Source organism: Hafnia psychrotolerans (assembly GCF_014639435.1).
Classification (GTDB): Bacteria; Pseudomonadota; Gammaproteobacteria; order Enterobacterales; family Enterobacteriaceae; genus Ewingella; species Ewingella psychrotolerans.
Genome location: NZ_BMFZ01000013.1, coordinates 114,244 through 140,519, shown reverse-complemented (window position 1 = coordinate 140,519; position 26,276 = coordinate 114,244). Strand labels below are relative to the sequence as shown.

General features: G+C 50.5%; 24 protein-coding genes. 4 read left to right on the top strand and 20 right to left on the bottom strand.

Annotation, left to right across the window (positions count from 1 at the left end):
* Positions 1-348 precede the first annotated feature (348 nt).
* Genes hemG through pepQ form a run of 4 tightly spaced genes read right to left on the bottom strand, consistent with a single transcriptional unit; the run spans position 349 to position 4,354 of the window.
* Positions 349-888: a menaquinone-dependent protoporphyrinogen IX dehydrogenase gene (gene hemG / locus IEV89_RS19690; RefSeq protein ID WP_188475213.1), complete on the bottom strand. Its 540-nt coding sequence runs from the start codon at positions 886-888 to the stop codon at positions 349-351.
* A gap of 31 nt (positions 889-919) precedes the next feature.
* Positions 920-2,371 carry a Trk system potassium transporter TrkH gene (gene trkH / locus IEV89_RS19685; RefSeq protein WP_188475212.1) on the bottom strand — a complete coding sequence of 484 codons (1,452 nt, stop codon included), beginning with the start codon at positions 2,369-2,371 and terminating at the stop codon, positions 920-922.
* 40 nt (positions 2,372-2,411) lie between these two features.
* Positions 2,412-3,023, bottom strand: coding sequence for an IMPACT family protein (locus tag IEV89_RS19680; RefSeq protein ID WP_188475211.1), 612 nt, complete (start codon positions 3,021-3,023; stop codon positions 2,412-2,414).
* Positions 3,023-4,354: a Xaa-Pro dipeptidase gene (pepQ, locus tag IEV89_RS19675; RefSeq protein WP_188475210.1), complete on the bottom strand. Its 1,332-nt coding sequence runs from the start codon at positions 4,352-4,354 to the stop codon at positions 3,023-3,025. Before pepQ ends, IEV89_RS19680 begins: the two co-directional genes overlap by 1 nt.
* 185 nt (positions 4,355-4,539) lie before the next feature.
* Between pepQ and fadB the strand changes: the two genes are divergently transcribed.
* Complete coding sequence (fadB, locus tag IEV89_RS19670; RefSeq protein ID WP_188475209.1) at positions 4,540-6,729, top strand: fatty acid oxidation complex subunit alpha FadB; 2,190 nt, start codon at positions 4,540-4,542, stop codon at positions 6,727-6,729.
* Between the two features lie 11 nt (positions 6,730-6,740).
* Positions 6,741-7,904, top strand: a complete 1,164-nt coding sequence (fadA, locus tag IEV89_RS19665; RefSeq protein ID WP_188475208.1) for an acetyl-CoA C-acyltransferase FadA — start codon at positions 6,741-6,743, stop codon at positions 7,902-7,904.
* A gap of 101 nt (positions 7,905-8,005) precedes the next feature.
* Here the strand turns inward: fadA and fre are convergent, their stop codons facing one another.
* From fre to pepE, 3 genes are all read right to left on the bottom strand, one after another.
* Positions 8,006-8,707, bottom strand: a complete 702-nt coding sequence (gene fre / locus IEV89_RS19660) for an NAD(P)H-flavin reductase (protein WP_188475207.1) — start codon at positions 8,705-8,707, stop codon at positions 8,006-8,008.
* Between the two features lie 48 nt (positions 8,708-8,755).
* Positions 8,756-10,291 (bottom strand): 4-hydroxy-3-polyprenylbenzoate decarboxylase, encoded by a 1,536-nt coding sequence (gene ubiD / locus IEV89_RS19655; RefSeq protein ID WP_229746539.1) that lies wholly within the window; start codon positions 10,289-10,291, stop codon positions 8,756-8,758.
* Between the two features lie 159 nt (positions 10,292-10,450).
* Positions 10,451-11,176, bottom strand: a complete 726-nt coding sequence (gene pepE / locus IEV89_RS19650; protein WP_188475206.1) for a dipeptidase PepE — start codon at positions 11,174-11,176, stop codon at positions 10,451-10,453.
* 131 nt (positions 11,177-11,307) lie between these two features.
* Here pepE and rfaH point away from each other — a divergent pair, with 131 nt between their 5' ends.
* The gene (gene rfaH / locus IEV89_RS19645) at positions 11,308-11,796 is read left to right on the top strand and encodes a transcription/translation regulatory transformer protein RfaH (RefSeq protein WP_188475205.1); all 489 of its coding nucleotides are present in this window, start codon (positions 11,308-11,310) and stop codon (positions 11,794-11,796) included.
* Between the two features lie 70 nt (positions 11,797-11,866).
* On the opposite strand, the gene tatD is transcribed toward rfaH, so the two are convergent.
* From tatD to katE, 12 genes are all read right to left on the bottom strand, one after another.
* Positions 11,867-12,661: a 3'-5' ssDNA/RNA exonuclease TatD gene (gene tatD, locus IEV89_RS19640; protein WP_188475204.1), complete on the bottom strand. Its 795-nt coding sequence runs from the start codon at positions 12,659-12,661 to the stop codon at positions 11,867-11,869.
* A 57-nt stretch (positions 12,662-12,718) separates the two neighbouring features.
* A complete protein-coding gene (gene tatC / locus IEV89_RS19635) occupies positions 12,719-13,489 on the bottom strand; it encodes a Sec-independent protein translocase subunit TatC (RefSeq protein WP_188475203.1) in 771 nt (256 codons plus the stop codon).
* A 3-nt stretch (positions 13,490-13,492) separates the two neighbouring features.
* Positions 13,493-14,161, bottom strand: a complete 669-nt coding sequence (gene tatB / locus IEV89_RS19630) for a Sec-independent protein translocase protein TatB (protein WP_188475202.1) — start codon at positions 14,159-14,161, stop codon at positions 13,493-13,495.
* Positions 14,162-14,164: 3 nt separating this feature from the next.
* The gene (gene tatE / locus IEV89_RS19625; protein WP_188475201.1) at positions 14,165-14,440 is read right to left on the bottom strand and encodes a twin-arginine translocase subunit TatE; all 276 of its coding nucleotides are present in this window, start codon (positions 14,438-14,440) and stop codon (positions 14,165-14,167) included.
* 94 nt (positions 14,441-14,534) lie between these two features.
* Positions 14,535-16,166, bottom strand: a complete 1,632-nt coding sequence (gene ubiB / locus IEV89_RS19620; protein ID WP_188475200.1) for a ubiquinone biosynthesis regulatory protein kinase UbiB — start codon at positions 16,164-16,166, stop codon at positions 14,535-14,537.
* On the bottom strand, positions 16,163-16,771 hold the full coding sequence (gene ubiJ / locus IEV89_RS19615) for a ubiquinone biosynthesis protein UbiJ (protein WP_188475199.1): 609 nt from the start codon (positions 16,769-16,771) through the stop codon (positions 16,163-16,165). The genes ubiB and ubiJ overlap by 4 nt, the downstream gene beginning before the upstream one ends.
* Before the next feature lie 13 nt (positions 16,772-16,784).
* A complete protein-coding gene (ubiE, locus tag IEV89_RS19610) occupies positions 16,785-17,540 on the bottom strand; it encodes a bifunctional demethylmenaquinone methyltransferase/2-methoxy-6-polyprenyl-1,4-benzoquinol methylase UbiE (RefSeq protein WP_188475198.1) in 756 nt (251 codons plus the stop codon).
* A gap of 139 nt (positions 17,541-17,679) precedes the next feature.
* Positions 17,680-19,233 carry a DNA recombination protein RmuC gene (rmuC, locus tag IEV89_RS19605; RefSeq protein WP_188475197.1) on the bottom strand — a complete coding sequence of 518 codons (1,554 nt, stop codon included), beginning with the start codon at positions 19,231-19,233 and terminating at the stop codon, positions 17,680-17,682.
* 157 nt (positions 19,234-19,390) lie between these two features.
* Positions 19,391-19,918, bottom strand: a complete 528-nt coding sequence (locus IEV89_RS19600; RefSeq protein ID WP_188475196.1) for a DedA family protein — start codon at positions 19,916-19,918, stop codon at positions 19,391-19,393.
* A 75-nt stretch (positions 19,919-19,993) separates the two neighbouring features.
* Positions 19,994-20,776, bottom strand: coding sequence for a tyrosine-protein phosphatase (locus tag IEV89_RS19595; protein ID WP_188475195.1), 783 nt, complete (start codon positions 20,774-20,776; stop codon positions 19,994-19,996).
* Positions 20,777-20,895: 119 nt separating this feature from the next.
* Positions 20,896-21,651 carry a uridine phosphorylase gene (gene udp / locus IEV89_RS19590; RefSeq protein WP_188475194.1) on the bottom strand — a complete coding sequence of 252 codons (756 nt, stop codon included), beginning with the start codon at positions 21,649-21,651 and terminating at the stop codon, positions 20,896-20,898.
* A gap of 267 nt (positions 21,652-21,918) precedes the next feature.
* On the bottom strand, positions 21,919-24,195 hold the full coding sequence (gene katE, locus IEV89_RS19585) for a catalase HPII (protein ID WP_188475193.1): 2,277 nt from the start codon (positions 24,193-24,195) through the stop codon (positions 21,919-21,921).
* Between the two features lie 184 nt (positions 24,196-24,379).
* Here katE and IEV89_RS19580 point away from each other — a divergent pair, with 184 nt between their 5' ends.
* Complete coding sequence (locus IEV89_RS19580; RefSeq protein WP_188475192.1) at positions 24,380-25,219, top strand: dienelactone hydrolase family protein; 840 nt, start codon at positions 24,380-24,382, stop codon at positions 25,217-25,219.
* Between the two features lie 157 nt (positions 25,220-25,376).
* Here IEV89_RS19580 and budC read toward each other — a convergent pair whose 3' ends face one another.
* A complete protein-coding gene (gene budC, locus IEV89_RS19575) occupies positions 25,377-26,144 on the bottom strand; it encodes a meso-2,3-butanediol dehydrogenase (protein WP_188475191.1) in 768 nt (255 codons plus the stop codon).
* Between the last annotated feature and the right edge of the window lie 132 nt (positions 26,145-26,276).

Below are 26,276 nucleotides of genomic sequence, written 5' to 3'. Positions count from 1 at the left end.
CGTAATAATTCAACTAAATGAATTACTGCTTGGTCACTCTTTAAGACTTGATATTTTTTGCCACCGAGGTGGCTGATATCGTCTTGTGTGCGTTGCCGGATAAATCTCGGTAACGCGGGAGGCATATAATACGCTTCCTCCCTGAATAGTCAACCTTTTTCTCTTGCGAGACACGGTGTTTTCACCGGGTTGAAACTTCCTGACTGAGCGACTTGGTTCTCGTTAGAGGAGTCGTTGTTCCCGGTCAGTGGAGGCGCATTATAGGGAGTTCTCAGAAGGCCGCAACCCTTAATTTCAAAAAACTTTTCAACTGCTTTTTTTTTGGGCGATGCGCCCAGAGATCCAGCATTAGAGCGGTTTTTTGTACGATAACTTGCCAAAATCCTCGGCAAACTTCTTAACTTGCTCCCAATCGGTGTATTCCACTTCTTTACTGGTATCAGTTTCACCACCGGTCATGCGCATGATAAGTTGAATCATCACTTTATCTATCCACCGATAGCGCGGGTAACGAAGTGCTCCGGCGAATACGCCACACATCACGGGCTTCCATGGTGTCGCCAGCAGAAACTTGCGTACATACGAGTTAGTCTGTGGCGTGCGCTTTTCAGGTTTACGTGCAGTAAGGTTCACCGCAAAGAACGCCGATGGCATAGTATTAAGCTGTTCAACATTCTGCCTAACGAATTTATCAAGTACGGCGTTAAAGTGTCCGTAGCGAATTGACGCTCCCACCAGCACCTTATCGTATTGAGAAAGCGTGACATGCTCCGCGTGCACCAGGTCAATCACATCACACTCGTACTTCTCTTTCATGCAATTCGCTATATAAGACGCAATGGCATGTGTTTGCCCATCACGTGTTGAATAGAGCATCAATGCTTTCATAGCAAGGTTCCTTTCTTTATGAGGTTCTTAATTACTCACGCCAGAAGGTCGGCGTAAACAGAACCAATAACGTAAACACTTCAAGTCGGCCAAACAGCATAGTGACAATGAGGATCCATTTCGCCGCCGAGTTCATCGACGCAAAGTTGTCAGCCACGACACCCAGGCCCGGCCCGAGGTTATTTAACGTCGCTGTTACGGCCGCAAAGGCTGAGAAATCATCCACGCCCGTCGCCACAATAGCTAGCATACTCACGATAAATACCAACGCATAAGCAGAGAAGAAACCCCATACCGCTTCAATAATACGTTCAGGTAACGCACGATGACCAAGCTTTATGGTATAGACGGCGTTCGGGTGGACCAACCGTTTTAACTCACGTGTTCCCTGTAAATAAAGCAACAGGATGCGAATCACCTTCAGCCCGCCCCCGGTAGACCCTGCGCAACCGCCGATAAATGCCGAACATAACAGCAGGATAGGCAGGAACAGCGGCCATTTGGAAATACTGTCGGTGGTATAACCTGCGGTGGTAGCCATTGACACGACCTGGAAGAACGCCTGATTGAGCGTTTCCAGTCCAGAACTGTAAACATCATGCATCCAGAGCACTGACGTGCAGACCACCACTAACGTTAGCTGCACACCAATAAACATGCGAAATTCCGGATCGCGCCAATACACCTTCAGATTGCGTCCACTTAGCACGGCAAAGTGCAAGCCGTAGTTACAACCAGATATCAGCAGGAAAACGGCGATAATGGTGTTAATCGTACCGCTATGGAAATAGCCAATACTGGCATCATGTGTAGAGAACCCGCCAATCGCAATCGTTGAAAAGCTGTGGGATATTGCGTCAAATACCGACATACCTGCGCCCCAGAGCGAAAGCGCACAGGCAATGGTCAGCAAAACATAGATCAACCAAAGTGTTTTCGCCGTTTCAGCGATACGTGGTCGCATCTTGTTATCTTTTAGCGGCCCCGGCATTTCAGCGCGGTACAGCTGCATGCCCCCGACGCCCAAAATCGGCAGGATAGCGACAGCCAGCACAATTATCCCCATTCCCCCAAACCATTGCAGCATCTGGCGATAAAACAGGATGGCTTTCGGCAATGAATCCAAACCGACCAGCGTGGTCGCACCGGTAGTGGTTAAGCCTGAGAAAGATTCAAAAAAGGCGTCAGTCAGTGACAGGTTTGGCCGCTCAGAGAAGAGAAAAGGTAGTGCACCCACGCTTCCCAATACCGTCCAGAACAGCACCACAATCAGAAAACCTTCGCGCGGTTTAAGCTCGCTTTTCTGTTTTCGGTTTGGCAACCACAGGAAAAGACCGATGGCCAGTGCGACAAAGAATGTCTGACTGAATGCGCGCCCTGCGCCATCACGATAAATCAGCGCAACCAATCCGGGAATAATCATCGTTCCAGAAAACAGGATGACGAGCACCCCCACGATGCGTGTTATGGCACGAAAATGCATGCTGGCGCGTTCCTCAGCGAATTAACCAATGAATAAAAATTTATGAAACCGGCTCTAATTGAAGCGTGCCGCGACTGAGATCATATAAACGGATGACAATTGCCGCCGCCTCGAAGGCTGGTAACGCCAGACGCAATTTGACTGCTGCACCATAATCACTATGCAGCATTTGACCGCCAACCTGCTGCATCAGGCTTTCCACCATCGAGAGCTGGGAATAATCGCAGTACAGCTTATATTCTTTGAATGGGACTTTTTGATGGACGATAAGTCGTTTCAACGCCTGTTGAATACCACCGCCATAGGCTCTCACCAAGCCGCCAGTGCCCAACATAATGCCGCCATAATAACGCACAACCACGGCGGTTATCTCACCAATGCCACTTCCCATCAAATGCCCAAGGATCGGTTTTCCCGCCGTTCCCGCTGGTTCACCATCATCAGAAAAACCAAACTGTTGAGAATCCGCAGGCGCTCCGGCGACAAACGCCCAACAGTGATGCCTTGCCGCCGGATGCTGATGTCTTACATCCTGTATAAAAGCTTTCGCCGCTTCTACACCTTCAGTCGGTGCCAAAAGCGTAATAAAGCGGCTTTTCTTTATTTCCTCACTGAAACTGCTAGCTTCAGCGGGAACAGGATAAGGTTGCATCAGGCCAGTTTCAAATCACGCGTCATATTTTCAATATGATTATCGTGAATGACAATATTGTCTTCGATACGAATCCCACCGTACGGTTTCATCGCCTCGATACGATCCCACGCAAAATGCTTACTGAACTCGCCATCGCGCCATGGTGCCAGAAGAGATTCGATGAAATACAGGCCCGGCTCGATGGTTAACACCATTCCCGGCTGGATAACGCGGGTACAACGCAGGAAAGGATACTGCGCCGGTGCCGCCAGATGCGTGCCCTTCGCATCCTGCATAAAGCCAGCCACATCATGAACCTGTAGTCCCAGCGGATGGCCAAGACCATGCGGCAGGAAAGGTCCGGTCAGGTTTTTCTCGACCATGGCTTCTTCGCTGATATCCACCACCAGCTTGTGCGCTTTGAGCAATTTGGCAATGCGATGATGCATCTGGACATGATAGTCGGTATAGCTCACACCGGCTTTCATGGAGTCAATCAGCGCAAGCTCTTCTTGGTTTAAATCCTTCACCAACGCAGCAAAATCGCTGTCAGAGTGACCCACGTAAGTCCGCGTTATGTCGGCAGCATAGCCGTTATATTCAGCACCGGCATCCATCAAAAAGCTACGCATCTCAGATGGCGGTTGGTGGTCAAGCTTGGTGTAATGCAGCACTGAAGCGTGTTCGTTCAATGCCACAATGTTGTCATAAGGCACATCGGTATCACGGTGGCCAGTAGCCGTCAGGTAAGCGAGGTTGATATCGAACTCACTCATACCGGATAGGAATGCCTCTTGTGCCGAGCGATGCCCACTGACGGCAACCTTTTGCGCCTCCCGCATACAAGCTAATTCATAGCCTGTTTTATAGGCGCGATGGTAGTGGAGGTAATCCAGCACACCCTGAGGATTAATGTTGCCAGCCAGCAACCCCATTTGCAGGGCGCGATCCTGACTTGAACCTAAGTAGGCCACGCGTTTTAAATCCGCTGGCAACTGGTTTCTGATGTCATCAGCTTTCGTCAGCGGCGACAGCGCCACGTCATCAGTCCAGAAAGAATTCGGCAGCGGTTCAACACTGTGCCAGTAATCCACGGGGGAATAGAACCAGAGTTTGGGCGCGTTAACTCCATCGACCCATAACCAGCAATTCGGCACCTTGGTGACGGGCACCCAGGCTTTGAATTGGGGGTTCACTTTAAATGGATAGCTGTGGTCATCAAGGAAAGTGGTTATCAATTCGCCGGAGTGAATCAATAACGCATCGAGCTGGTTGTGTTGCAGTACTTCCCGCGCACGCGCTTGTAGCGTAGTGATGTGTTCTTTGTAAAGCGTAGAGAGCGATTCCATCAAACAGTCCTTTTTTCTGCACAACGATGCCGCATCTTATCACAGCCACGCATGGGTCGTAGCCCCGGAAGGTTTGTGATCTTGCCTGCAAATTACACTCATCTCATTTGCAAATTGTTAACATAAAAACCACACTCCATTCATCTGGTCATACCAGATCATCCGAGATGATTCAGGAGAGACACATGCTCTACCAAGGCGACACACTTCACCTGCACTGGCTACATGACGGCATTGCTGAGCTGGTATTTGATGCACCCGGCTCTGTTAACAAGCTCGACACCCGTACTGTCGCCAGTCTTGGCGAAGCCATCGGCGTGCTGGAAAAACAATCCGACCTCAAAGCTCTGCTGTTAAGTTCGGCAAAACCGGCGTTTATCGTGGGTGCTGACATTACCGAATTCCTTTCACTGTTTAATGCGCCCGCAGAGAAGCTGCATCAGTGGCTGAATTTTGCCAACAGCATCTTTAATCGCCTGGAAGATTTACCGGTGCCGACCCTTTCCGCGATTGCAGGATATGCGTTGGGTGGTGGCTGTGAATGTGTGCTGGCGACAGATTTCCGTATTGCCACGCCAGATGCCCGCATCGGCCTGCCGGAAACTCGTCTGGGGATTATGCCGGGTTTCGGCGGCTCAGTACGTTTACCCCGTCTGCTCGGCGCCGACAGCGCACTAGAGATTATTGCGGCAGGTAAAGATATCAGTGGCAAAGAGGCGCTGAAAGTCGGTCTGGTGGATGCGGTAGTGTCTGTGGACAAACTCCGCGACGCGGGGTTGAACATGTTGCAGCAGGCGATTGAACGTAAACTGGACTGGCAGGCGCGCCGTGCACCCAAACTTCAGCCACTGAAACTCAGCAGCGTCGAAGCCACAATGTGCTTCAGCGTGGCCAAGAGTATGGTGCTGCAAACGGCAGGAAAACATTACCCCGCACCGATGACCGCCGTGAAAACCATTGAGGCTGCCGCGAAGCTGGGTCGTGATGAAGCTTTGAAACTGGAAACCGCCAGCTTTGTTCCTCTCGCACAATCTAAAGAAGCCCGCGCACTGGTCGGAATTTTTCTTAATGATCAGTTTGTCAAAGGTAAAGCCAAAAAACTGGCGGGTGACCGTGAGAAAACTGCGCAGGTCGCCGTTCTCGGTGCGGGGATCATGGGCGGTGGCATCGCCTATCAATCGGCACTGAAAGGTGTGCCGGTCATTATGAAAGACATCAATGATCAATCACTGACATTGGGCATGAACGAAGCGGCTAAACTACTGAACAAGCAACTTGAGCGCGGCAAGCTGGATGGCCTGAAAATGGCAAAAGTACTGTCCACTATTCAACCGACGTTGAATTACAACGGTATTGAGCGCGCTAAGATTGTTATCGAAGCGGTGGTTGAGAATCCAAAAATAAAATCGGCCGTGCTGGCGGAAGCGGAAGCGCTGTTGGACAGCAACATCGTGCTGGCCTCAAATACCTCAACCATTCCAATCGATCAATTAGCCGCTGCACTAAAGCGTCCTGAAAATTTCTGCGGCATGCACTTCTTCAACCCGGTCCACCGTATGCCACTAGTCGAAATCGTTCGGGGCGCCAAAACTTCGGAAGGAACGCTGTCGCGAATCGTCTCCTATGCACTCACCATGGGTAAAACGCCGATTGTGGTCAACGACTGCCCGGGATTTTTCGTTAACCGCGTGTTATTCCCTTACTTCGCCGGATTCAGCCTGTTGCTGCGCGACGGTGCGGATTTCCGCCAGATCGATAAAGTGATGGAAAAACAGTTTGGCTGGCCAATGGGGCCCGCTTATTTGCTCGACGTCGTGGGTATCGATACCGCACATCATGCACAGGCCGTTATGGCAGCCGGTTTCCCGGATCGCATGGCGAAAGAGTACCGCGATGCCATTGACGTTTTGTTTGACAGCCAGCGCTTTGGTCAGAAGAACCAACTCGGCTTCTACCGTTACAGCGAAGACAGTAAAGGTAAACCACGTAAAGAGAATGACGATCAGGTCGATAAACTGCTGGCTGGCAAGGATGCTAAAAAGACCGAATTCACGTCAGAAGATATCATTGCCCGCATGATGATCCCGATGATTAACGAAGTTATCCGTTGTCTGGAAGAGGGCATTGTCGCCAGTCCGGCGGAGGCTGATATGGCGCTGGTTTATGGTATTGGTTTCCCACCGTTCCACGGCGGCGCGTTCCGATACCTGGATACGCTGGGCACGGCGGCTTACCTGAAACTGACTGAGCAGTATGCGCAACTTGGTCCGCTATATCATGCACCTAAGGGGTTGTGCACAAAAGCCAAAACCAATGACACCTATTACCCAGTCGCTGCACCGCTGGAAGATCTCAACATCGGCACAGAGGCATAAGGAGCGAAATCATGGAAAATGTAGTCATTGTTGACGCCGTACGCACACCGATGGGCCGTTCAAAAGGCGGGGCATTCCGTAATGTGCGTGCTGAAGATTTATCCGCTCATCTGATGCGCGCAATTCTGACCCGTAATCCAGGGCTGGATCCAAAAGAAATTGACGACATTTACTGGGGCTGCGTTCAGCAAACCCTTGAGCAAGGTTTTAATATTGCCCGCAATGCCGCCCTGCTAGCGGAAATTCCGCATAGCGTACCGGCCACTACGGTGAATCGCCTGTGCGGTTCTTCGATGCAGGCGCTACATGATGCTGCCCGCGCCATTATGGTTGGCGATGCACACATCGGCTTGATTGGTGGCGTGGAACATATGGGCCACGTGCCCATGAGTCACGGCGTGGATTTCCATCCGGGCCTCAGCCGTACCGTGGCAAGAGCCGCGGGTATGATGGGCCTAACGGCAGAAATGCTGGCGAAGATGCATCAGATCAGCCGCGAAATGCAGGACGAGTTTGCCGCACGTTCACATCAGCGGGCTCACGCAGCAACCCTCGCCGGACACTTCGCCAATGAAATTATCCCCACGGATGGCCATAACGCCGATGGCGTGCTGACAAATTACAACTATGACGAAGTGATCCGGCCCGAAACCACCGTCGCTACCCTGTCCGCTTTACGTCCCGCATTCGACCCAGTCAACGGCACGGTAACCGCCGGTAGCTCGTCGGCTCTTTCTGACGGTGCTTCTGCCATGCTGATCATGAGCGAGTCGAAAGCTAAATCATTGGGGTTCAAAGCCCGCGCCCGAATTAAATCCATGGCAGTCGTCGGCTGCGACCCATCCATCATGGGATATGGCCCGGTACCGGCGACCCAACAGGCATTGAAACGCGCCGGACTGAGTGTGCAAGATATTGGTCTGTTTGAACTGAACGAGGCTTTTGCCGCACAGACTCTGCCTTGCGCAAAGGATCTGGGGCTGCTGGAAACCATGGAGGAGCGCATTAATCTCAACGGCGGCGCCATTGCCTTAGGTCATCCGCTCGGCTGTTCCGGCTCACGCATCTCCACCACCTTGCTTAACCTGATGGAACGCCGTGACGTACAGTTTGGCGTAGCCACAATGTGTATAGGACTCGGTCAGGGGATTGCGACAGTTTTCGAAAGAGTCTGATAATAAAGTGAAAAGCGGGTTTATGCCCGCTTCAATCGACTTCTTATTACTGCGTTTTTTACTGTTTTATCGCCCGTCAGGGCGATTTTTTATTGTCAGTATTAAATGAAGGAAAACGCATCACCATACATACGGTCTTCTAACGCACCACGTTCTGCCACAAATCGCTCGCGCGCAATTTTAGCCATCTCAAAACGCCCTGCAATATAGATATCGTGGCCTGCCAGTGATGAAAAGTCCTGCAGCACAGCACTTAGAACGGTACCACTTCGCCCCTGCCAGCCCTCTTCCGGCTGTTCAACCACCGGGATCACCTTCAAATTAGGATGGTTCACGCTCAGCGCTTCCAGTTCGCCCAAATCATAAAGATGTTTGAGTTCACGACCGCCCCAATAAATGGAAATATCGCGATCCGGTTGCTGCTCAAGTGCCGCCACCAGAATTGAACGTGCATAAGAGAAACCGGTGCCGCCTGCGATCAACACCAGCGGGCGATCACCATCGACACGCAACCAGGCGTCACCATGCGGAATATCTACGGTGATGTTGTGCCCTTTCAGGATACGATCCATCACCGCCATCGCGTACAAATTCAATTCTGAAGCGCCAATATGCAGCTCAATCATTTCGCTTTCAGCAGGTGTAGAAGCGAGTGAAAATGGGCGCTTGTCGCGCTCGTCCATCACGACCATCAAATACTGACCTGGTCGGAAAGAAAAAGGGGCTTCCGGCAATAACCTAACCCGATACACCGTATCGGTAATGGCCTCAACCGAGGTCACTTTACAGCTCAATGTTGTCATGCGTTCCCTCTGAGGGTCATCAAAGCAAAGCTGAAAACAGCGATACGGTTACTTCTTCGCGCTACCGCTGTTTGCACTTTTATTATAGTTTGGCGCTTTACTGGCGTATTTATCACCGGCAAAGATAGCCAGTTCATCCCAGATGGCATCGACACGCGCAGTCACAGCGGGATCCTTCACAATAGGACGACCCCATTCGCGCTGCGTTTCACCCGGCCATTTATTGGTGGCGTCTAAACCCATCTTCGAGCCCAAACCGGAAACGGGTGAGGCAAAGTCGAGGTAATCAATTGGGGTATTTTCAACTAACACCGTGTCGCGCGCTGGATCCATGCGAGTCGTTATTGCCCAGATCACGTCATTCCAGTCACGGGCATTAATATCGTCATCACAGACAATCACAAACTTAGTGTACATAAACTGCCGCAGGAATGACCAAACTCCCATCATTACGCGCTTGGCATGACCAGCATACTGCTTCTTCATGGTAACGACTGCCAACCGGTAGGAGCAACCCTCAGGCGGAAGATAAAAATCCACAATTTCCGGGAATTGTTTCTTCAAAATCGGTACAAAAACTTCATTTAGCGCAACGCCCAGCACGGCCGGTTCATCAGGCGGACGCCCTGTGTAGGTGGAATGATAAATGGCGTTTTTACGCTGAGTAATATGGGTGATGGTAAATACCGGGAAACTGTCTACTTCATTATAGTAGCCAGTGTGATCGCCGTAAGGGCCTTCAGGTGCCCGTTCTGCCGGATCAATATAACCTTCGAGTACAATTTCAGCGCTGGCAGGGACTTCAAGATCGTTGGAAATACACTTCACGACTTCAGTTTTATTGCCGCGCAATAGACCGGCAAAAGCATATTCCGATAACGTATCCGGTACTGGCGTCACTGCACCGAGGATGGTCGCCGGATCAGCGCCAAGCGCCACAGAGACAGGGAACGGTTTGCCGGGATTATGCTGGCACCACTCCTGGAAATCCAGTGCACCGCCTCGATGGGACAACCAACGCATGATGACTTTGTTCCGTCCAAGCACCTGCTGGCGGTAAATCCCCAAATTCTGACGCTGCTTGTGCGGGCCACGCGTGACGGTCAGCCCCCAAGTGATCAGTGGCGCAGCATCTTCCGGCCAACAGTGCATCACAGGAATGCGCGACAGATCGACATCATCACCTTCCCAAACCAGCTCCTGGCAAGGCGCAGAATGCAGAACTTTGGTCGGCATATTCATCACTTGCTTGAACTTCGGCATTTTGTCGTAAAAATCACGGAACCCACGTGGTGGCTCAGGCTCTTTTAGAAATGCCAGTAACTCACCGACTTCGCGCAAAGCACTCACATCTTCCTGGCCCATCCCCAGGGCAACACGCTCAGGCGTACCGAACAAATTGCACAATACCGGCATATCGTAACCCTTAGGATTTTCAAACAATAATGCAGGGCCACCAGCACGCAGAGTACGGTCAGCAATCTCGGTCATTTCCAAATAGGTATCGACAGGCTGAGTAATGCGTTTCAGTTCGCCTCTCTTTTCAAGTAATGAGAGGAAGTCACGTAAATCACGGTATTTCATGCTGATTTTTATCGCCAAATTGGTGGAGAGCATTATAGGGGCTCTCCAGAGTTGTTGCTGCCTTTTCGCGACCAGTCAGTTAATCCCGATACTGGAAAGGCAGTATAACCGTCAGCTCGATTTCCGATTGGACTGACGATGCGAAAGGTAAACTTATTACTATTGGCAGTTAAACGGAAGCAGAGAGCTCAATGCCCGAGTATCCTGATATTCCAGAGTTTCCTGACCGTGGCGGAAGACTTTAAAGCCCTGCCCTTTGGCACTGAAGTAGCTCAGATTATTACCTGAGACGTGTAGTAGACTGCCTTCACGCAACGCAATAACCGACTCACTCGGATTAACGGCGCAAAACTCGGCAATGCGTTCGTCGCGAGTTTCGCCCATGTGCCCACTTAGGTGTGCATCAATATAATGTGGGTTGATTTGCACTGGGAATAGCCCAAGGGAAGGCAGCACCACTGAATTACTCACTGGCATATCATTGGTCGTGCGAATACTTGGCGTGGCGACATTACAACCTGCACTCCAGCCGATATAGGGCACATTGCGTTCACGCACGGCGCGCTGGATAGGGACGATCAACCCATTCTCATGCAACCGCTGATTCAGCATCCAGGTATTCCCACCACTGATCAGAATACATTGTGCCTGCTCTATGACTTCGGAAGGTGCCTCTGCATGATGAATACTGCTTACTTTTATCCCAAGTGCGTCTTCCAAGTCTTGCGCACGGGCATCGTAGTCACTACGGATCAAGGCATAAGGAATTAAAACAGCGGAGTGAATATTAAAGGTTTTAAACATTGCCTGAATATGTTCATTAGCATAACCTAAAAGCGCTGGCTCATCAGGTAGCTTTCCGTTACTTAGCAAGAACAACTCCATAAACGCCTCTCCGTCTTATTGTTAGATTAATCTGTAAAGTGCCTGATAACTTTTTGCACTCATCCTCCCACCTGTCTATCACCTACCACTTTTGGTATGCTTCACTGCTAGGCTTGAAGGTGTGTGAGACTATGGAATCCTGGTACTTATTATATTGCAAACGCGGACAGCTTCTTCGCGCTAAAGAACATTTAGAGCGTCAACAGGTTAACTGTTTAACGCCGATGATCACACTGGAAAAAATGATGCGTGGTCGCCGGACTCCGGTTAGTGAACCCTTGTTCCCAAACTATCTGTTTATTCAGTTTGATCCCGAACGAATCCACACAACGACTATCAGCGCAACGCGTGGTGTCAGTCATTTTGTCCGCTTTGGCCCGCATCTGGCCACAGTGCAGCCAGATGTCATCCAACAACTGATGACTCAACCCATGCCAGAAGTGCGCGATCCGCAAACGCCGTACAATGGCGACATGGTAGTCATTACGCAGGGTATCTTTGAAGGGTTCGAAGCAATTTATACTGAACCTGATGGCGAAGCCCGCTCATTGTTGTTGCTCAATCTTATCAATCAAAGGGTTAAACAAAGCCTCGATAACACACATTTCCAGAAAATTTGATTACCAATGCCTCATTTTCTTCTGATGCGTTGAGTTGGCGTATAAAGCTAAGGCACCCATTGAGGTGCCTTTATTGTATCCTTCTCGGTAAACCAAACAGCGCACGTGCGTTATCTTCGGTTTTTTTCGCCAGCCATACCGGATCCTCTCCGCGCCAAAGCGCCACCTGATTGATAATGTGCGGTAAAAAAGCCGGTTCGTTACGACGGTTTTTGGGCTTTTCCGCCATATCCCGAGGGAGCAGGTAGGGGGAGTCAGTTTCGAGCAGCAACCGGTCTGCCGGTATATGTCTGAGCATCCCGCGCAACTCCAGTCCCCGGCGCTCATCGCACACCCATCCTGTTATACCGATAGATAGCCCCAGCGACAGATACCATTCAAGCTCCCGCTCATTACCGGTAAAACAATGAACTACTGCACCCGGAAGCTCATTCAGCCATGGCATCAGCAGATCGGTAAAACGCCGATGAGCATCACGACAATGGAGGAATACAGGCAGTTCGAGTTCCACTGCCAATGCAAGTTGTGCACTGAAAGCCGCTTCCTGCTTATCAGACGGCGAGAAATTACGGTTAAAATCCAGCCCACACTCGCCGATTGCCACAACCTGGGGGCTCGCAGCCAGCGCTCTGATGCACTGCTCGGTCTCGTTATCCCAGCTACTTGCCTGGTGGGGATGTACACCCGCCGTAGACCAGCAGAACTGCGGATACTCCGCAGCAAGTCGCGAGGCTTCAATACTTTCACTCGCAGATGTTCCGGTGATCAACATGCCAGACAGCCCGGCAGCCCGGGCGCGTTCCACGACCTGCTGACGATCTTTATCAAACTGATTACTCGTAAGATTTACGCCGATTTCAAACATACCTGGTCCTAAAAAAGAAACCGCCCAACGGGGCGGTTTTTCACTTCAATCACATCATCAGGAAGCCTGATCCTGCTCATCATCTTCAGCATCAACATCGGAACGACGTCGCTTACCGACATAGAAACGGGCACAGAACACACCAATTTCAAAAAGAAAGTACATCGGAATAGCTAATAATGTCTGCGAGAAAACATCAGGTGGCGTCAACAACATGCCGACGACGAACGCACCGACCAAAACATAAGGGCGTTTTTTCTTCAGATCTTCCGGTGTCGTCACACCGCTCCAGCACAACAATACAATGGCGATCGGCACTTCAAACGACACACCGAACGCCATAAACAGCGCCATGACGAAATCGAGATAGTTATTAATATCCGTCGCAATTTGCACACCGACAGGAGCCGTTTTAGCAAAGAAGGCAAAGGCCAGCGGAAACACAATAAAATAGGCAAACGCCATGCCCAGATAAAACAACAGTGAGCTGGAGAAAAGTAACGGCATCATCAAACGACGTTCATGCTTATAGAGCGCGGGAGCGACAAAGCCCCACACTTGATAAAGAATAAACGGTGCGGAAACGAACACCGAAACAATCATCGTCAACTTGATTGGGGTAAAAAATGGTGACGCGACGTCGGTGGCAATCATGCTTGCCCCAAGCGGCATTTGCTTGATTAACGGAGCAGAGACCAGATAGTAAATATCATTGGAAAAATAGGCTAATGCCAGGAACACCACCACAATACAGATGATGGAGTTGAGTAGACGCTTACGCAGTTCTATCAGATGGCTGATAAGCGGTTGGGTATCTTCAACAGCCATATTTTAACGTTCGCCTGTAGAATGAGTCGATGGGGTCGGTTTTACCGCTGACAATGTTTCATCCGTCGGAGCTGACGTGTCAGTACGGTTAGCTTCACAGTCAGTTGTCTGCTGCTCATTGCCCTGCACTGATTCATTGAGAGGCGCAGAGGCAACATGGCCTTCGACAGTCGCTTCAGCCTGAGCAGGTTTGCTCGAAGCAATCGCTGCCTCCACCGCGTTTTGTGGCGCTTTCGCTGGTGAAGAAGCGACATGACTGGCGGTGGCTGGCGAAATACCTTCGTCATGCATGGCTTCAGCGTCCTGCACCACAGGATTATGAATGGTATTGCCTTCAGAAGACGCGGTTTCAACCGCTTTAGCTGGCGCATCAGGCTCGGCGGTAAAAGATCGCTTCATTGATTCAGCGGCCTCTTTCAACTCGTCCATAGAGGCTTTGATTTCTGGTGTAAAATTCTTAAGACCAGATTCCTCAGCTTTCTTGAGGCTATCCTGCAACTCCTGAAGTTTTAACTCTTGCGATAACTCATTTTGTACCGAAGCCGCCATTGCACGTAGCGCACGGATCCAGCCTGCAACTGTTCTGACCGCCACAGGTAAACGCTCAGGCCCAAGTACAACCAAGCCAATCACCAATACCAGCAACAGTTCACTAAATCCAATGTCGAACACGGTTTATACCTGCTCTTTGTCTTTGTTTTGGCTTTTGGTTTCTTCCGCTTTAACGTCTGGTTTAACCTCAAGAGGTTTAGTCGTGAAATCAGCGTCAACGTCCTCAGTGTCGCCGTCTTTCTTTACTTTACTGGCAGTGTCTTCATCACCCATGGCTTTTTTGAAACCCTTGATTGAAGAACCCAAATCGGAACCTAAACTACGGAGTTTTTTGGTACCGAAGAGCAAGACCACGATCACCGCAATGATCAGAAGTTGTGTAATGCTAATACCACCCATTATCTTCACCTCAATATGAAAGAGACTACGTCCATTGCCGCCAAAAGCAGCACTCAATTTTAAATACTTTAAATCGTTCTAAAAGCTGTAGTGATCAACTGCCGCGCCTCCAGCCAATAAGCCAGGAAATCACGCCGGCGGCCATCAGCCAAGCCGGATAAACGTCAATCTGTCCGATCAACAAGATTGTACCGCTGAGCAGAAGCGTTGCACCAATACCGAAAAGATATCGAGACTGCGCCTGACGTACACTCTGATGCCGCATCTGCGAAGAGAGTTTCTCTATATTGTATTGCAAAAGCTTATGCTGATGCAGGCTCTGGTAAATCAAATCAGGAATCTCAGGCATCTTCTCAATCCAGAAAGGTGCCTTCTCTTTAAACGCCCGCAGCATCGCCGGTAAGCCGACCTGATCCTTAACCCAACTTTCAAGGAAAGGTTTTGCCGTAGTCCAGAGATCAAGCTGAGGATAAAGCTGACGTCCCAACCCCTCAACATATAACAGTGTTTTTTGCAGTAAAACCAGCTGAGGCTGCACTTCCATGTTAAAGCGACGAGCAGTGTTAAACAGATTTAACAGCACGTTACCAAAGGAGATTTCTGCTAACGGTTTTTCAAATATAGGCTCGCAGACAGTACGGATAGCGAACTCAAACTCTTCAACATTGGTATCACGGGGAACCCAACCTGAATCGACATGTAATTCAGCCACTTTGCGGTAATCGCGGTTGAAGAAAGCGATGAAGTTCTCCGCCAGATAACGTTTATCCTCTTTATTCAGTGAACCGACTATGCCGCAATCAATACCGATGTAGCAAGGGTCTTCAGGGGTTTCATAACTGACGAAAATGTTGCCTGGGTGCATATCCGCATGGAAGAAACTGTCACGAAAGACCTGAGTAAAGAACACCTGGACACCGCGTTCAGCCAGTAATTTCATGTTGGTACCCTGCTTTTCCAACGCTTTCACATCAGAAACAGGAATACCGTAAATACGCTCCATCACCATCAGTCGCTCGCTGCAATAATCCGGGTAAACTTCCGGAATATATAACATCGGGCTACCCATGAAATTGCGACGCAGCTGGATTGCATTGGCAGATTCACGCAGAAGATTCAGTTCATCAAGTAGCGTTTTTTCATATTCTCTAACCACTTCGCGGGGTTTAAGGCGGCGACCATCCGGAAGCAGTATTGGCACCCAGCCAGCCAGACGCGACATCAGCCGGATATCCGCTTTAATGATCGGCAAAATATCAGGACGAATCACTTTGAGTACAACAGGCTTCCCGTTCTCTTTCAGAACGGCAGTATGGACCTGTGCAATCGAGGCAGAAGCTAAGGGAGTCTGATCAAATTCATCAAACCAGGTTTCCAGCGGGCCACCTAATGCTTGTTCAATTTGTTTGCGGGCCAGTGCGCCGTCGAAAGGGGCGACTTGATCTTGCAACAACGCCAACTGGTCGGCTATGTGTGGCGGAAAAAGATCACGACGCGTAGACAGCATCTGACCGAACTTGATCCACACTGGGCCTAGTTGCTCCAGAGCTAAACGCAAGCGAGTACCAAGGGGTTTATCTTTGTGGCGATGCGGCAACCAGAAAAATAGATATCGACCCAGCCGCAATGGCAACGTTAAACGGATATTAGGAATCAGCTCGTCAAGACCGTAGGTCAAAAACATGCGAATAATCAGGTACAGGCGTCGCATTTCACCTGGAGTCATGGCGTATTCTCCAGCGTATTGAAACGCTTATCCAGTGCATCAAGCTCTCGGGCCATGGCAGAAACTTCATCGTTGAACCACACCACTTCGAGCATTCCCGGCGCCAGTTTCCACTCTTCAGTTAGCGTTTGCGCCACATAACTTTGCTGACGTTTCAAGCCATTTTGTACCAGACTAAAACCGCTCGCTAAGGCCTGGGTAAAGCCCTGAGCGGCAATATCGCCGATGTAAGGGGCGAGTATCTCAGCGGGATCCCACTCAGCAAGATCCAACAGCACAACTAACTGCTGGACGACGGAAATATCGCCTTCGACAATGAGCTCGCCGCTGCGCATCAGAGGAGAGAGTTGCTGCCGATCGCGTAATTTTTGCAGCACCGATAGTTTTGACGTCACAGTACAATCCGTCGCCCCGACCCACTGCCCCAGCACATCGATTTTCTGCTCACTGAAGATGAACGTTAGCGGAGAACTCAGCTCTTGCAATTCCACCCGCAAAACTTTCCCCGCTAATCGGATTCGCGCAGCTTTCAGACTTCGGTCTCTGAACAGCAGATAATTCAGCGATGTTTCAATCGCGGCAGTCAGTAACGGTGTCAACAACATCGGCATACTCATCTCAGAACTTAAAACCACGGTGCAGTGCGACAATTCCGCCGGTCAGGTTGCTATAGGTTACATTTTCGAAACCCGCATCTGCCATCATACCTTTGAGCGTTTCCTGATCAGGATGCATACGAATGGACTCCGCCAGATAGCGATAGCTTCCCGCATCTTTCGCAACCAGTTCACCAATACGTGGCAAAATGTGGAAGGAATAAGTGTCGTACGCTTTTCTCAATGGCTTCAGCAGTGGTTTGGAGAACTCCAGCACCAGTAAACGGCCGCCCGGTTTTAGCACGCGGAACATCGAACGTAGCGCTTTTTCTTTTTCGGTCACATTCCGCAAACCGAATGAAATAGTGATGCAATCAAAATAGTTATCTGGGAACGGTAACGCTTCAGCGTTTGCCTGCACATAACTGACATTGCCGACAATGCCCAGATTACGTAGCTTTTCGCGCCCCATTTTCAGCATTGAATCATTAATATCAGCTAGCACCACCTCGCCTGTTTCACCGACCAGACGGGAGAACTTGGCAGTAAGATCGCCGGTACCACCCGCTAAATCGAGAACGCGCTGGCCACGACGAACGCCGCTGTTGTCGATGGTAAAACGCTTCCAGATACGATGAATACCGAAGGACATTAGATCATTCATTAGGTCATACTTGGCCGCGACAGAGTGGAAAACTTCTGCCACCATTTCTGCTTTTTCATCTTTGGCTACTGTACGAAAACCGAAATGAGTGGTTTCCGGCGTTTTCTTTTCCATTATTTATGCCTACTTATTCAGTCAAACTATTGGATAAAGTGTACCAGAACCCCGGTGAAAGCCCCATCACAGATACTGATTCAACCGTCAAAGACATTCCCATGAAGAATCACTGAGAAACGACGGAGATAAGACCTGACTATTCCCTTTCGCGGAACGGGTCAGCATCACTATCACTGTTTTCCTGCACCCTGCCATGATCCCCTTGCGGCAAGGTATCTTCAAACGAAGTGGCGCTTTCCGGCTGGTCTTCCGCTTTTGCCTGCTCGGCCAAAGAAGGGCTGATAGGACGTTTAACTTCAACACCCAGAGTACGAAAACTTTCAACCTGGCCGATCACGTTGCCTCGCCCCTGCGTCAGTTTGTTCATGGCCAGATGATAGCTGCCCTGCGCTTTTTCAAGACTCTGCCCCATCGACACCATATCATCAACGAACAAACGCAGCTTATCGTAGAGCCGGGCGGCCCGGTCAGCGATACGCTGAGCGTTTTGACTTTGATGCTCATATCGCCACAGGTTACTGATGGTTCTTAATGCCACGAGTAAGGTCGTCGGACTGACCAGCATAATATTGTGCTTAAGCGCTTCACTTATCAATTCCGGCTCGCGATCGATGGCCAGCATAAAAGCAGGTTCAACCGGAATGAACATCAGCACATAGTCAAGACTGCGGAGTCCCGGTAACTGCTGATAATCTTTGCGCCCCAACAGCCGAATATGGCCACGAACAGACGCAATATGTTCGTTCAACGCGATTTCACGCTCAGTATCATCTTGACTGTTAAAATAGCGTTCGTAAGCCACCAGCGTCATTTTGGCATCGATTACGACGTCTTTCTTTTGCGGCAGTCTTACCACCACATCAGGCTGCATGCGGCTATTGGTATCAACCTGTACACTGACTTGGGTTTGATATTCGTATCCATCACGCAGGCCAGAGGCTTCGAGAACCCTGCTCAATACGACCTCACCCCAGTTCCCTTGCGTTTTATTATCGCCTTTAAGCGCTTTGGTGAGATTGATCGCTTCACGCGCCATCTGTTCGTTCAGTTGTTGCAGATTACGAATTTCATGTGACAGTGTATGCCGCTCACGCGCTTCCTGCCCAAAGCTATCCTGTACCTGACGACGGAAGCCATCCAACTGTTCACGCAGTGGCAACAACAACTTATCCAGGCTTTGTTTGTTTTGCTCATCGGCCTTGCGCCCGTTGTGCTCGAAAATCCGGTTAGCCAGATTTTCAAACTGACTGGTCAACCGCTGTTCACTGTTGATCAGCAGCCGTTGTTTGTCTTCTGTCGCCATCCGGGTTTCATCTAAACGAGTCGCGACTTCGCGCAGTTCAGCTTCCTGCGCACTGTTGATTTCACGCTGGGCACGCAATTCCTGATTCAACTGTTCACATTCACTCTGCCAATGCGTCAGACTCTGTAACTTTTCACGGTTGCCAGCCAACTCACTGTGTAAATTGCGCAGATCCAGCTCAGCCTGACGGATCTGCTGCTGCGCCTGCTGGCGTTCGGCTTTCAGTTCGCCATTTTCCGCTTTCTGCTGCTCTAGCGCCTGCTGTAACAGTCGGTACTGTGTTTCATGCTCGTTCTGATGTCGCTGCTGGCGTAGGCTGGCAACCAGCCAACCCAACAATAAGCCAGCCAAACCGCCGCCCAACAGGTATAGGATGCTAAGGTCCACAGCCTCTCCATTTCAGTCAATTATTGTGGTCACGTTAAAGTGATGCTGTATGGATGTCCAGCCTATTTTGAGGCGACTTGGCACTTTGCGAGACGTCTCGCACGACGAGATTTTTCACTTATCGCTCTCTTGTGCAAAACTTTTTATCCCTCCAGGATTAAAACCAGCGGCTGAGCCATTGAATGCCAAAAGCGCCGGGTGCCAGAACTCCAAATGCCCATATCAAGGCAGAGGAAAAGTTAGCGATTTGGAAATAGCGCTGCGGCATGCCGCAAATGCCCGCAACCAGAGGTACAACGGCACGAAGTGGCCCAAAGAAGCGACCAATAAAAGCACCGGCCATTCCCCATTTATCAAAGAAGGCATGTCCACGTTCTAGCATCTGTGGGTGTTTTGAAAACGGCCAAAAACTACCGACTCGATCTTGAAAATGTGCGCCGATCCAGTAAGAAAGCCAGTCACCGACGAAGGCACCCGCCGCCGCCGCCGCCCAGATCGGCCAGAAAGGAATGCCGCTTTCACCTATCAATGCCCCAAGTCCCAGCAAAATCACCGTGGCGGGAAGCAGCAGGGAAAGAAATGCCAAGGATTCACCGAATGCCAGGAAAAAAACAATCGGCACTGCCCAGCCCTCATGCGCACGAACAAACTCCGTGGTAAGGTGAATAATGTCGCTAACGGTCAAAGATCTTCCTCGTCATACGTACTTCAAAACCCGTCGTTTAAGCTAACCAAAGGGAGTGGAATTTGATATCAGGAGCTACTCAAGATAACGGTCACGCAGATTCTCACGCTGCACCGTTGTCAGCCCATACTCTTTTTCCAGCCACAGATCGGTGGAGCCGTACAAATCATCAATAGACTTTAGCGCAGTCTCAATAAACGCTTCGCGCACAGAAAGTACGTAGGCAAATTTAGCCAGTGCTTTTTCGCTGAGTTTGATGGACATTTGATTGAGCATTTGTTCGCGAAAAGGTGCCAGCGTAGTGTCAGTGAGCAAGTAGTCTTCCAGCACCGTGTTACGGTCAGCACCTAGCGCAAAAAGGACCAGCGCAGAACCTATTCCCGTGCGGTCTTTACCCACCGCGCAGTGCTGGACAATTGCACCGCCATCCGGTTGCATCAGCAAGGTTGCTAGCTGCTGGTAAGCCGCATTATTGAAGGGTAATCGGCGATAAAGCTCAAGCATAAAGGCTTCAGGGTCAAAAGCATTGATGGTGTGCGCGGTCAATTTTTCGAGGTTGGCATTCACCTCATTGCTCAACAGGTTGGCGGGTACGTGACAATACTGAGCACCATGCCAGAGTAAATCAGGTTTTGCGGCAACTTCATCGGCATCACGATAATCCAGGATATGCGTGACCGGGACTTTACTTAGGAAATCGCAATCTTTCGCGGTCAGCGCATCAAGCGAGCCGGAGCGGTACAACCAACCACGTTTAATACGGCATCCATCTGCGGCTCTGTTGCCGCCTAAGTCACGGAAGTTAATACCACCGTCAAGGGGAGCCAGCGAAGGATGAAGTAAGATGGTTGCTGTCATAAGAAGTCCTTTTTCGTGAATTATCGTTCCCCAAACCTTAACAGATTCACATGTTGAGATAAAAAAAACGGGCTACCGAAGCAGCCCGTTATTCGTAAGCAAAAGCAAAGCAGCGGCCTTTAGATCAGGCGGCGTGCGGCCTCTACGACAATTTTCACCGCATGACTTTCGGTTTTTTTCATCGTCTCGGCATTCGGGATTTCTTGCTGGGTACGGTTGACGATGACGCCCGCGACCATACCGGCGCGCAGGCCCTGGCTTGCACACATGGTCAGCAGCGTTGCAGATTCCATTTCATAGTTCATTACGCCCATTTCCTGCCACTCTTTCATCGACTCTTTAAACCGACGAACTACACGGCCAGAGTATGTGTCATAGCGCTCCTGGCCAGGATAGAAAGTGTCAGAAGACGCAGTCACACCGATGTGCGTTTCTGCGCCAACGGCCTTCGCCGCAGCAACCAGCGCGGTGGTGCAGGTAAAATCGGCGACTGCCGGGAATTCCATCGGCGCGAAGTGCAGACTTGCGCCATCCAGGCGGACAGCCGCGGTGGTCACCAGGACATCACCCACATTAATGTGTGGCTGAATCGCACCGGTTGTCCCAACGCGCAGGAATGTGCGGATGCCCAATTGAGCCAACTCTTCTACTGCAATAGAGGTCGATGGACCGCCGATACCGGTAGAACAGACGATGATGGATTTACCATCAAGTTCAGCACGCCATGAGGTAAATTCACGATGAGAAGCCAGACGGACTGGATTCTCCATCAGATTGGCGATCTTCTCGACGCGCTCAGGATCACCGGGAACGATAGCCAGCGTCGCGCCGTTTAAATCTTTTTTGGTCAGGCCAAGGTGGAAAACGTCAGACATAACAAACTCCTCTTTATTTAAGGTCATATTTCGCAGGAGGACACCCGGCTACTCTACTGATCATTGTGCCGTTATTTAGTGATGAAGATCACTACGATGTAACAACAAAATCAGTACATACATTTAAAGTGTGATAAGCATCACAAATTAGGGTCAATTTGGTGATTATTCATCCTGTTAGGACCTTCCTATACACGTTTTAAAAAACAAAGGCATTGCCTGTTGCTTGCCAATGCCTGTTTTAAAGCCCGTCGTGAGTTTAGCTATCTAGGCAGGGACGCCATCCGCTTTTGCACTCCGTGACCAGATGCGGTGTTTAAGCATATCAGCAAGGAAAGTCTCCAGTAGCGCACCTTCGGCTTTCTCACCTTCGACTACCCCTTCCTCAGCCACTCCATCCTCCAGGCCCAGCATGGATTTGAAACGACGAGCATCGCCGCTCAGTCCTATCACTTTGAGATGCTTATAAGCTTCCAGCACGTAATGCCGAGCGTCGCCACTCATCAGCAACGCATCAATATGACCGTGAGGCACCAGTAATGCATCCACGGTAATGGAAGGAGAGCCAGCAAACGTGGCGTCAACCGGTAAGGTTGAACCATCATCAGCGACCACTTCCCCTAAGTGACTGGCGAGTAGTTTTGGATGCACGCCGGCCACCTGTAATGCCTGCAAAGTATTGAGCACGTCCGCAGCATTGACACCATCGCTGAGCAAAATCGCCACCTGTCGCCCTTTAATAACACCTTTACCGCTGGCATACAGACTCAGAGAATCATCTTTATCCAGACCATTGACCGGTTTCGGTGGCTGAGTTTTCAGGGCATCATCACTGAGTTTAATCCCCAGGTTGTTCGCCACTTGCTCCGCTAACGGCACATCAATGTGCGTCAACAAATCCACTACCCGTTCACGGATATAGGCACGTGCGACTTTAGAGAGTTCGAAAGAGAACGCCGCAACAATGTGGTCCTGCTCAACCGGCGTCTGACTTAACCAGAACAGCCTTGGCTGAGAGTAAAACTCAGCAAATGACTCACTCCGCTGGCGGATTTTATCGCCATCAATGTGCTCATGGTAACTCTCAAAACCCCCACCTTTTGCCGCCGAGGGGGTTTCACGCGGCCAGTTATCGTTGAGCGAATTCGGCTCATAGTTAGCCGGGTTGGTATCAATATCCTGCCGATGCATGCCATCACGCTGGAAATTATGATAAGGGCAGGTAGGTCGATTGATCGGGATCTCATGGAAATTTGGCCCACCTAATCGACTGATTTGTGTGTCGGTATAAGAGAAGAGACGGCCCTGCAATAGCGGGTCATTACTGAAGTCAATGCCAGGCACAACATGCCCCGGATGGAAGGCAACTTGTTCGGTTTCAGCAAAATAGTTATCAGGGTTGCGGTTAAGCACCATCTTGCCGATGATTTCTACCGGCACCAGCTTCTCAGGAATCAGTTTGGTGGCATCGAGCAGGTCGAAGTCAAATTTGAACTCGTCCTCTTCGGGAATCAACTGCACACCGAGTTCATACTCCGGATAATCTCCGCTTTCGATGGCTTCCCACAGATCACGGCGGTGGAAATCGGCATCTTTCCCGGCCAGTTTCTGCGCCTCATCCCACAGTAGGGAGGCCTTTCCGGCCAGCGGTTTCCAATGAAAACGGACGAAGGTTGATTTCCCTTTGGCATTCACAAAACGAAAAGTGTGGATGCCAAAGCCTTCCATTGTCCGGTAGCTGCGCGGAATGCCACGATCGGACATGGCCCAAAAGACGTTATGCAAGGTTTCAGGTTGCAGCGATACGTAATCCCAAAAACTGTCATGTGCACTCGCGCCCTGTGGGATCTCATTATGTGGCTCGGGTTTCACTGCATGGACAAAATCTGGGAATTTATGCGCATCCTGGATAAAGAATACCGGGGTATTGTTGCCGACTAAATCGTAAACGCCTTCCTCGGTATAAAACTTGGTCGCCCAACCGCGAATATCGCGCACTGAATCTGCCGAACCTCGAGATCCCTGAACCGTAGAGAAACGCACAAAGACAGGCGTCTTCTTTTTTGGATCGGCAAGAAAATCAGCCTTAGTCACATCTGACAGGCTGCGGTATGGCTGGAAGTAACCATGAGCGGCGGCTCCGCGGGCATGGACAATGCGCTCAGGTATGCGTTCATGGTCAAAGTGAGTGATTTTTTCGCGCAGAATAAAGTCTTCGAGCAGCGTCGGGCCGCGACGACCTGCCGTTAATGAATTTTGATCATCGGATATTTTGGTGCCTTGATCCGTGGTCAGGGCGTGCTTTTCACCTTTTTTACGGTGGATCTCCAGTGCCATCAGTTTAGCGTTGGTGTTTTCCGGGCTTTTGGTACTCCCGGACGCCGTCGGCTCTTTGCCTGGAGGCGTCGGTTTTGCCGACACTTTATGAGAACCGTTCGCAGGTGCCAGACTTCCCAATCCAGGTCGAGATGACTCGATGCCCGTGGCGGGGGCGCGACTAACCGGTTTCTGCTCACTTTTCTTTTTCGGGGTTGATTTCGACATTGATCATCACTCCTATCGCTACGATGTTGATCGTAAAGGTTCGTTTTTTCAGAGTTTCAGCCTTGAGACTTTTTATCCTCAGCGCTTAACTATAGGACATACCTTCTATATTGCTGCGCGGGCTTTATGCCTATAGTTTAAAAACGACAATGCGACTCATTGCCTAAAAAATAGGGTGACCAAAATGAACAATGACGATTTACCTGTACCTGCACCGCAAGTGAAACAGGCTCCGACCCACTTCGCACCGGCAGTGACGCCTGTCGCCAACACCACGGTACACACTGATACCGATGGGCTGCATGCCGGTCAGACCAACATTCCATCTCAAGGTGAGGACATGCCGGCCTATCTGGCCCGCCCTGAAAACTACACCGGGAAATTGCCGGTGGTACTGGTGGTGCAGGAAATTTTCGGTGTGCATGAGCACATCCAGGATCTGTGTCGTCGTCTGGCCAAACAGGGCTATATGGCCATCGCGCCTGAGCTCTACTTCCGCCAGGGAGATCCGCGAGATTACACCGAAATTAGCGACATCCTCAGTAAAGTGGTCGGCAAAGTCCCCGATCAGCAGGTGTTGTCCGATCTTGACCACACCGCGCACTGGGCGTCACAACATGGTGGAGATTCTTCTAAACTGGCCATCACCGGTTTTTGCTGGGGTGGACGGATAACCTGGCTTTATGCAGCACACAACCCGCAATTGAAAGCCGGTGTAGCCTGGTACGGGAAATTGGTGGGAGATAAAACATTGACCACGCCGACTCACCCGGTTGATGAAGCAGTAGACCTGACATCGCCAGTGTTGGGCCTGTATGGGGGTAAAGATTCGGGTATTTCCCTGGAGAGCGTGGAAACCATGCGTCAGGCGATTCGCGCAGCTAATGCCACCGCTGAAATTGTGGTGTATCCGCAAGCCGGGCATGCGTTTAACGCGGATTACCGTGCAAGCTATGACCCTGAAGCGGCTGCCGATGGCTGGCAACGTATGCTGGGATGGTTTGAGCAATACGGCGTGAAGTGATGAAAAGCGACGAATAGCGAACGAGACAAGGAATGTTGCGTTTATATGCGATCATAATCGGCAGACAAGCCCCGTAAGCAATGCGCTTTGCGGGGCTAAACTCACTTAATAACGACACTCACGGTATAACGACCGCGACAACTCGCGTTATGATGTCTTAACCCGCCAGCGGTGGCTGACCGTTTGAAGCCATCAACCCACCATCTACCGGCAGATTAACTCCCGTCACGAAACGCGCGTCATGACTGGCCAAAAACGCGATCACATCAGCGATCTCTTCCGGCTCTGCGCCGCGCCCCATCGGAATACGTTCGGAGAACTTATCCAGCAAAGGCTGGTTTGTTTTGATATTAGCGGCCATTTCCGTGAAGGTCAGCGATGGGCATACCGCATTGACACGCACGCCGTCTTTAGCGTGATCCAGCGCAATTGAGCGGGTGAAATTGCTGACACCCCCTTTGGCAGCATTGTAGAAGCTCATGCCCCAATCGCCTCCCATGCCGGATACCGACGAAATATTGACGATATTCCCTTTGCTTTTAATCAGCGCAGGCATGAAGAAACGTGTGCAATAGAACACGCCGCTGAGATCGATTTCGATGACTTTATGCCAATCTTCCAGACTGGCTTCGGTGACTTTTCCCTGCACCGCAATACCCGCACCATTAACCAGCACATCGACACGACCAAATTTGTCATTAATTACTGCCGCCATCCGTTCAACATCCTGCGCCTTAGAGACATCAGCAATATGAATGTAGTACTGCGTGCTGCTCAGTGACTGCGCGACTTTCTCTAGCGTCTCTTCGGTCCGTCCGACCAGCACGACAATTGCGCCCTCTTTGGAGAAACGCCGAGCCGTTGCAGCCCCCATTCCCGAGCCAGCGCCCGTCACTACCACGACGTTGTCTGTGAATCGATTCATCGTTTTCTCCTTCATTAAAATCAGTTAAACCTGCTTTAAGCCTAGAAGAGAAAAGTGGGTGACGGGTAAAACGGCTTGACGGCAAAGGTCGTTAACCGCCTGAAACTGGCGCGATAATGGGGGATCAATGGC

Bases quoted from the DNA above. Each gene is read 5' to 3' on its own strand.
- fadA (WP_188475208.1), top strand. From the start codon at position 6,741: ATGGAAAATGTAGTCATTGTTGACGCCGTACGCACACCGATGGGCCGT.
- ubiB (WP_188475200.1), bottom strand. From the start codon at position 16,166: ATGACTCCAGGTGAAATGCGACGCCTGTACCTGATTATTCGCATGTTT.
- ubiE (WP_188475198.1), bottom strand. From the start codon at position 17,540: ATGGAAAAGAAAACGCCGGAAACCACTCATTTCGGTTTTCGTACAGTA.
- IEV89_RS19595 (WP_188475195.1), bottom strand. From the start codon at position 20,776: ATGACAGCAACCATCTTACTTCATCCTTCGCTGGCTCCCCTTGACGGT.
- ubiD (WP_229746539.1), bottom strand. From the start codon at position 10,291: ATGAAATACCGTGATTTACGTGACTTCCTCTCATTACTTGAAAAGAGA.
- pepE (WP_188475206.1), bottom strand. From the start codon at position 11,176: ATGGAGTTGTTCTTGCTAAGTAACGGAAAGCTACCTGATGAGCCAGCG.
- trkH (WP_188475212.1), bottom strand. From the start codon at position 2,371: ATGCATTTTCGTGCCATAACACGCATCGTGGGGGTGCTCGTCATCCTG.
- katE (WP_188475193.1), bottom strand. From the start codon at position 24,195: ATGTCGAAATCAACCCCGAAAAAGAAAAGTGAGCAGAAACCGGTTAGT.
- rfaH (WP_188475205.1), top strand. From the start codon at position 11,308: ATGGAATCCTGGTACTTATTATATTGCAAACGCGGACAGCTTCTTCGC.
- fadB (WP_188475209.1), top strand. From the start codon at position 4,540: ATGCTCTACCAAGGCGACACACTTCACCTGCACTGGCTACATGACGGC.
- IEV89_RS19580 (WP_188475192.1), top strand. From the start codon at position 24,380: ATGAACAATGACGATTTACCTGTACCTGCACCGCAAGTGAAACAGGCT.
- udp (WP_188475194.1), bottom strand. From the start codon at position 21,651: ATGTCTGACGTTTTCCACCTTGGCCTGACCAAAAAAGATTTAAACGGC.
- hemG (WP_188475213.1), bottom strand. From the start codon at position 888: ATGAAAGCATTGATGCTCTATTCAACACGTGATGGGCAAACACATGCC.
- budC (WP_188475191.1), bottom strand. From the start codon at position 26,144: ATGAATCGATTCACAGACAACGTCGTGGTAGTGACGGGCGCTGGCTCG.
- tatD (WP_188475204.1), bottom strand. From the start codon at position 12,661: ATGTTTGAAATCGGCGTAAATCTTACGAGTAATCAGTTTGATAAAGAT.
- fre (WP_188475207.1), bottom strand. From the start codon at position 8,707: ATGACAACATTGAGCTGTAAAGTGACCTCGGTTGAGGCCATTACCGAT.
- tatE (WP_188475201.1), bottom strand. From the start codon at position 14,440: ATGGGTGGTATTAGCATTACACAACTTCTGATCATTGCGGTGATCGTG.
- pepQ (WP_188475210.1), bottom strand. From the start codon at position 4,354: ATGGAATCGCTCTCTACGCTTTACAAAGAACACATCACTACGCTACAA.
- tatC (WP_188475203.1), bottom strand. From the start codon at position 13,489: ATGGCTGTTGAAGATACCCAACCGCTTATCAGCCATCTGATAGAACTG.
- ubiJ (WP_188475199.1), bottom strand. From the start codon at position 16,771: ATGTTGTTGACACCGTTACTGACTGCCGCGATTGAAACATCGCTGAAT.
- IEV89_RS19680 (WP_188475211.1), bottom strand. From the start codon at position 3,023: ATGCAACCTTATCCTGTTCCCGCTGAAGCTAGCAGTTTCAGTGAGGAA.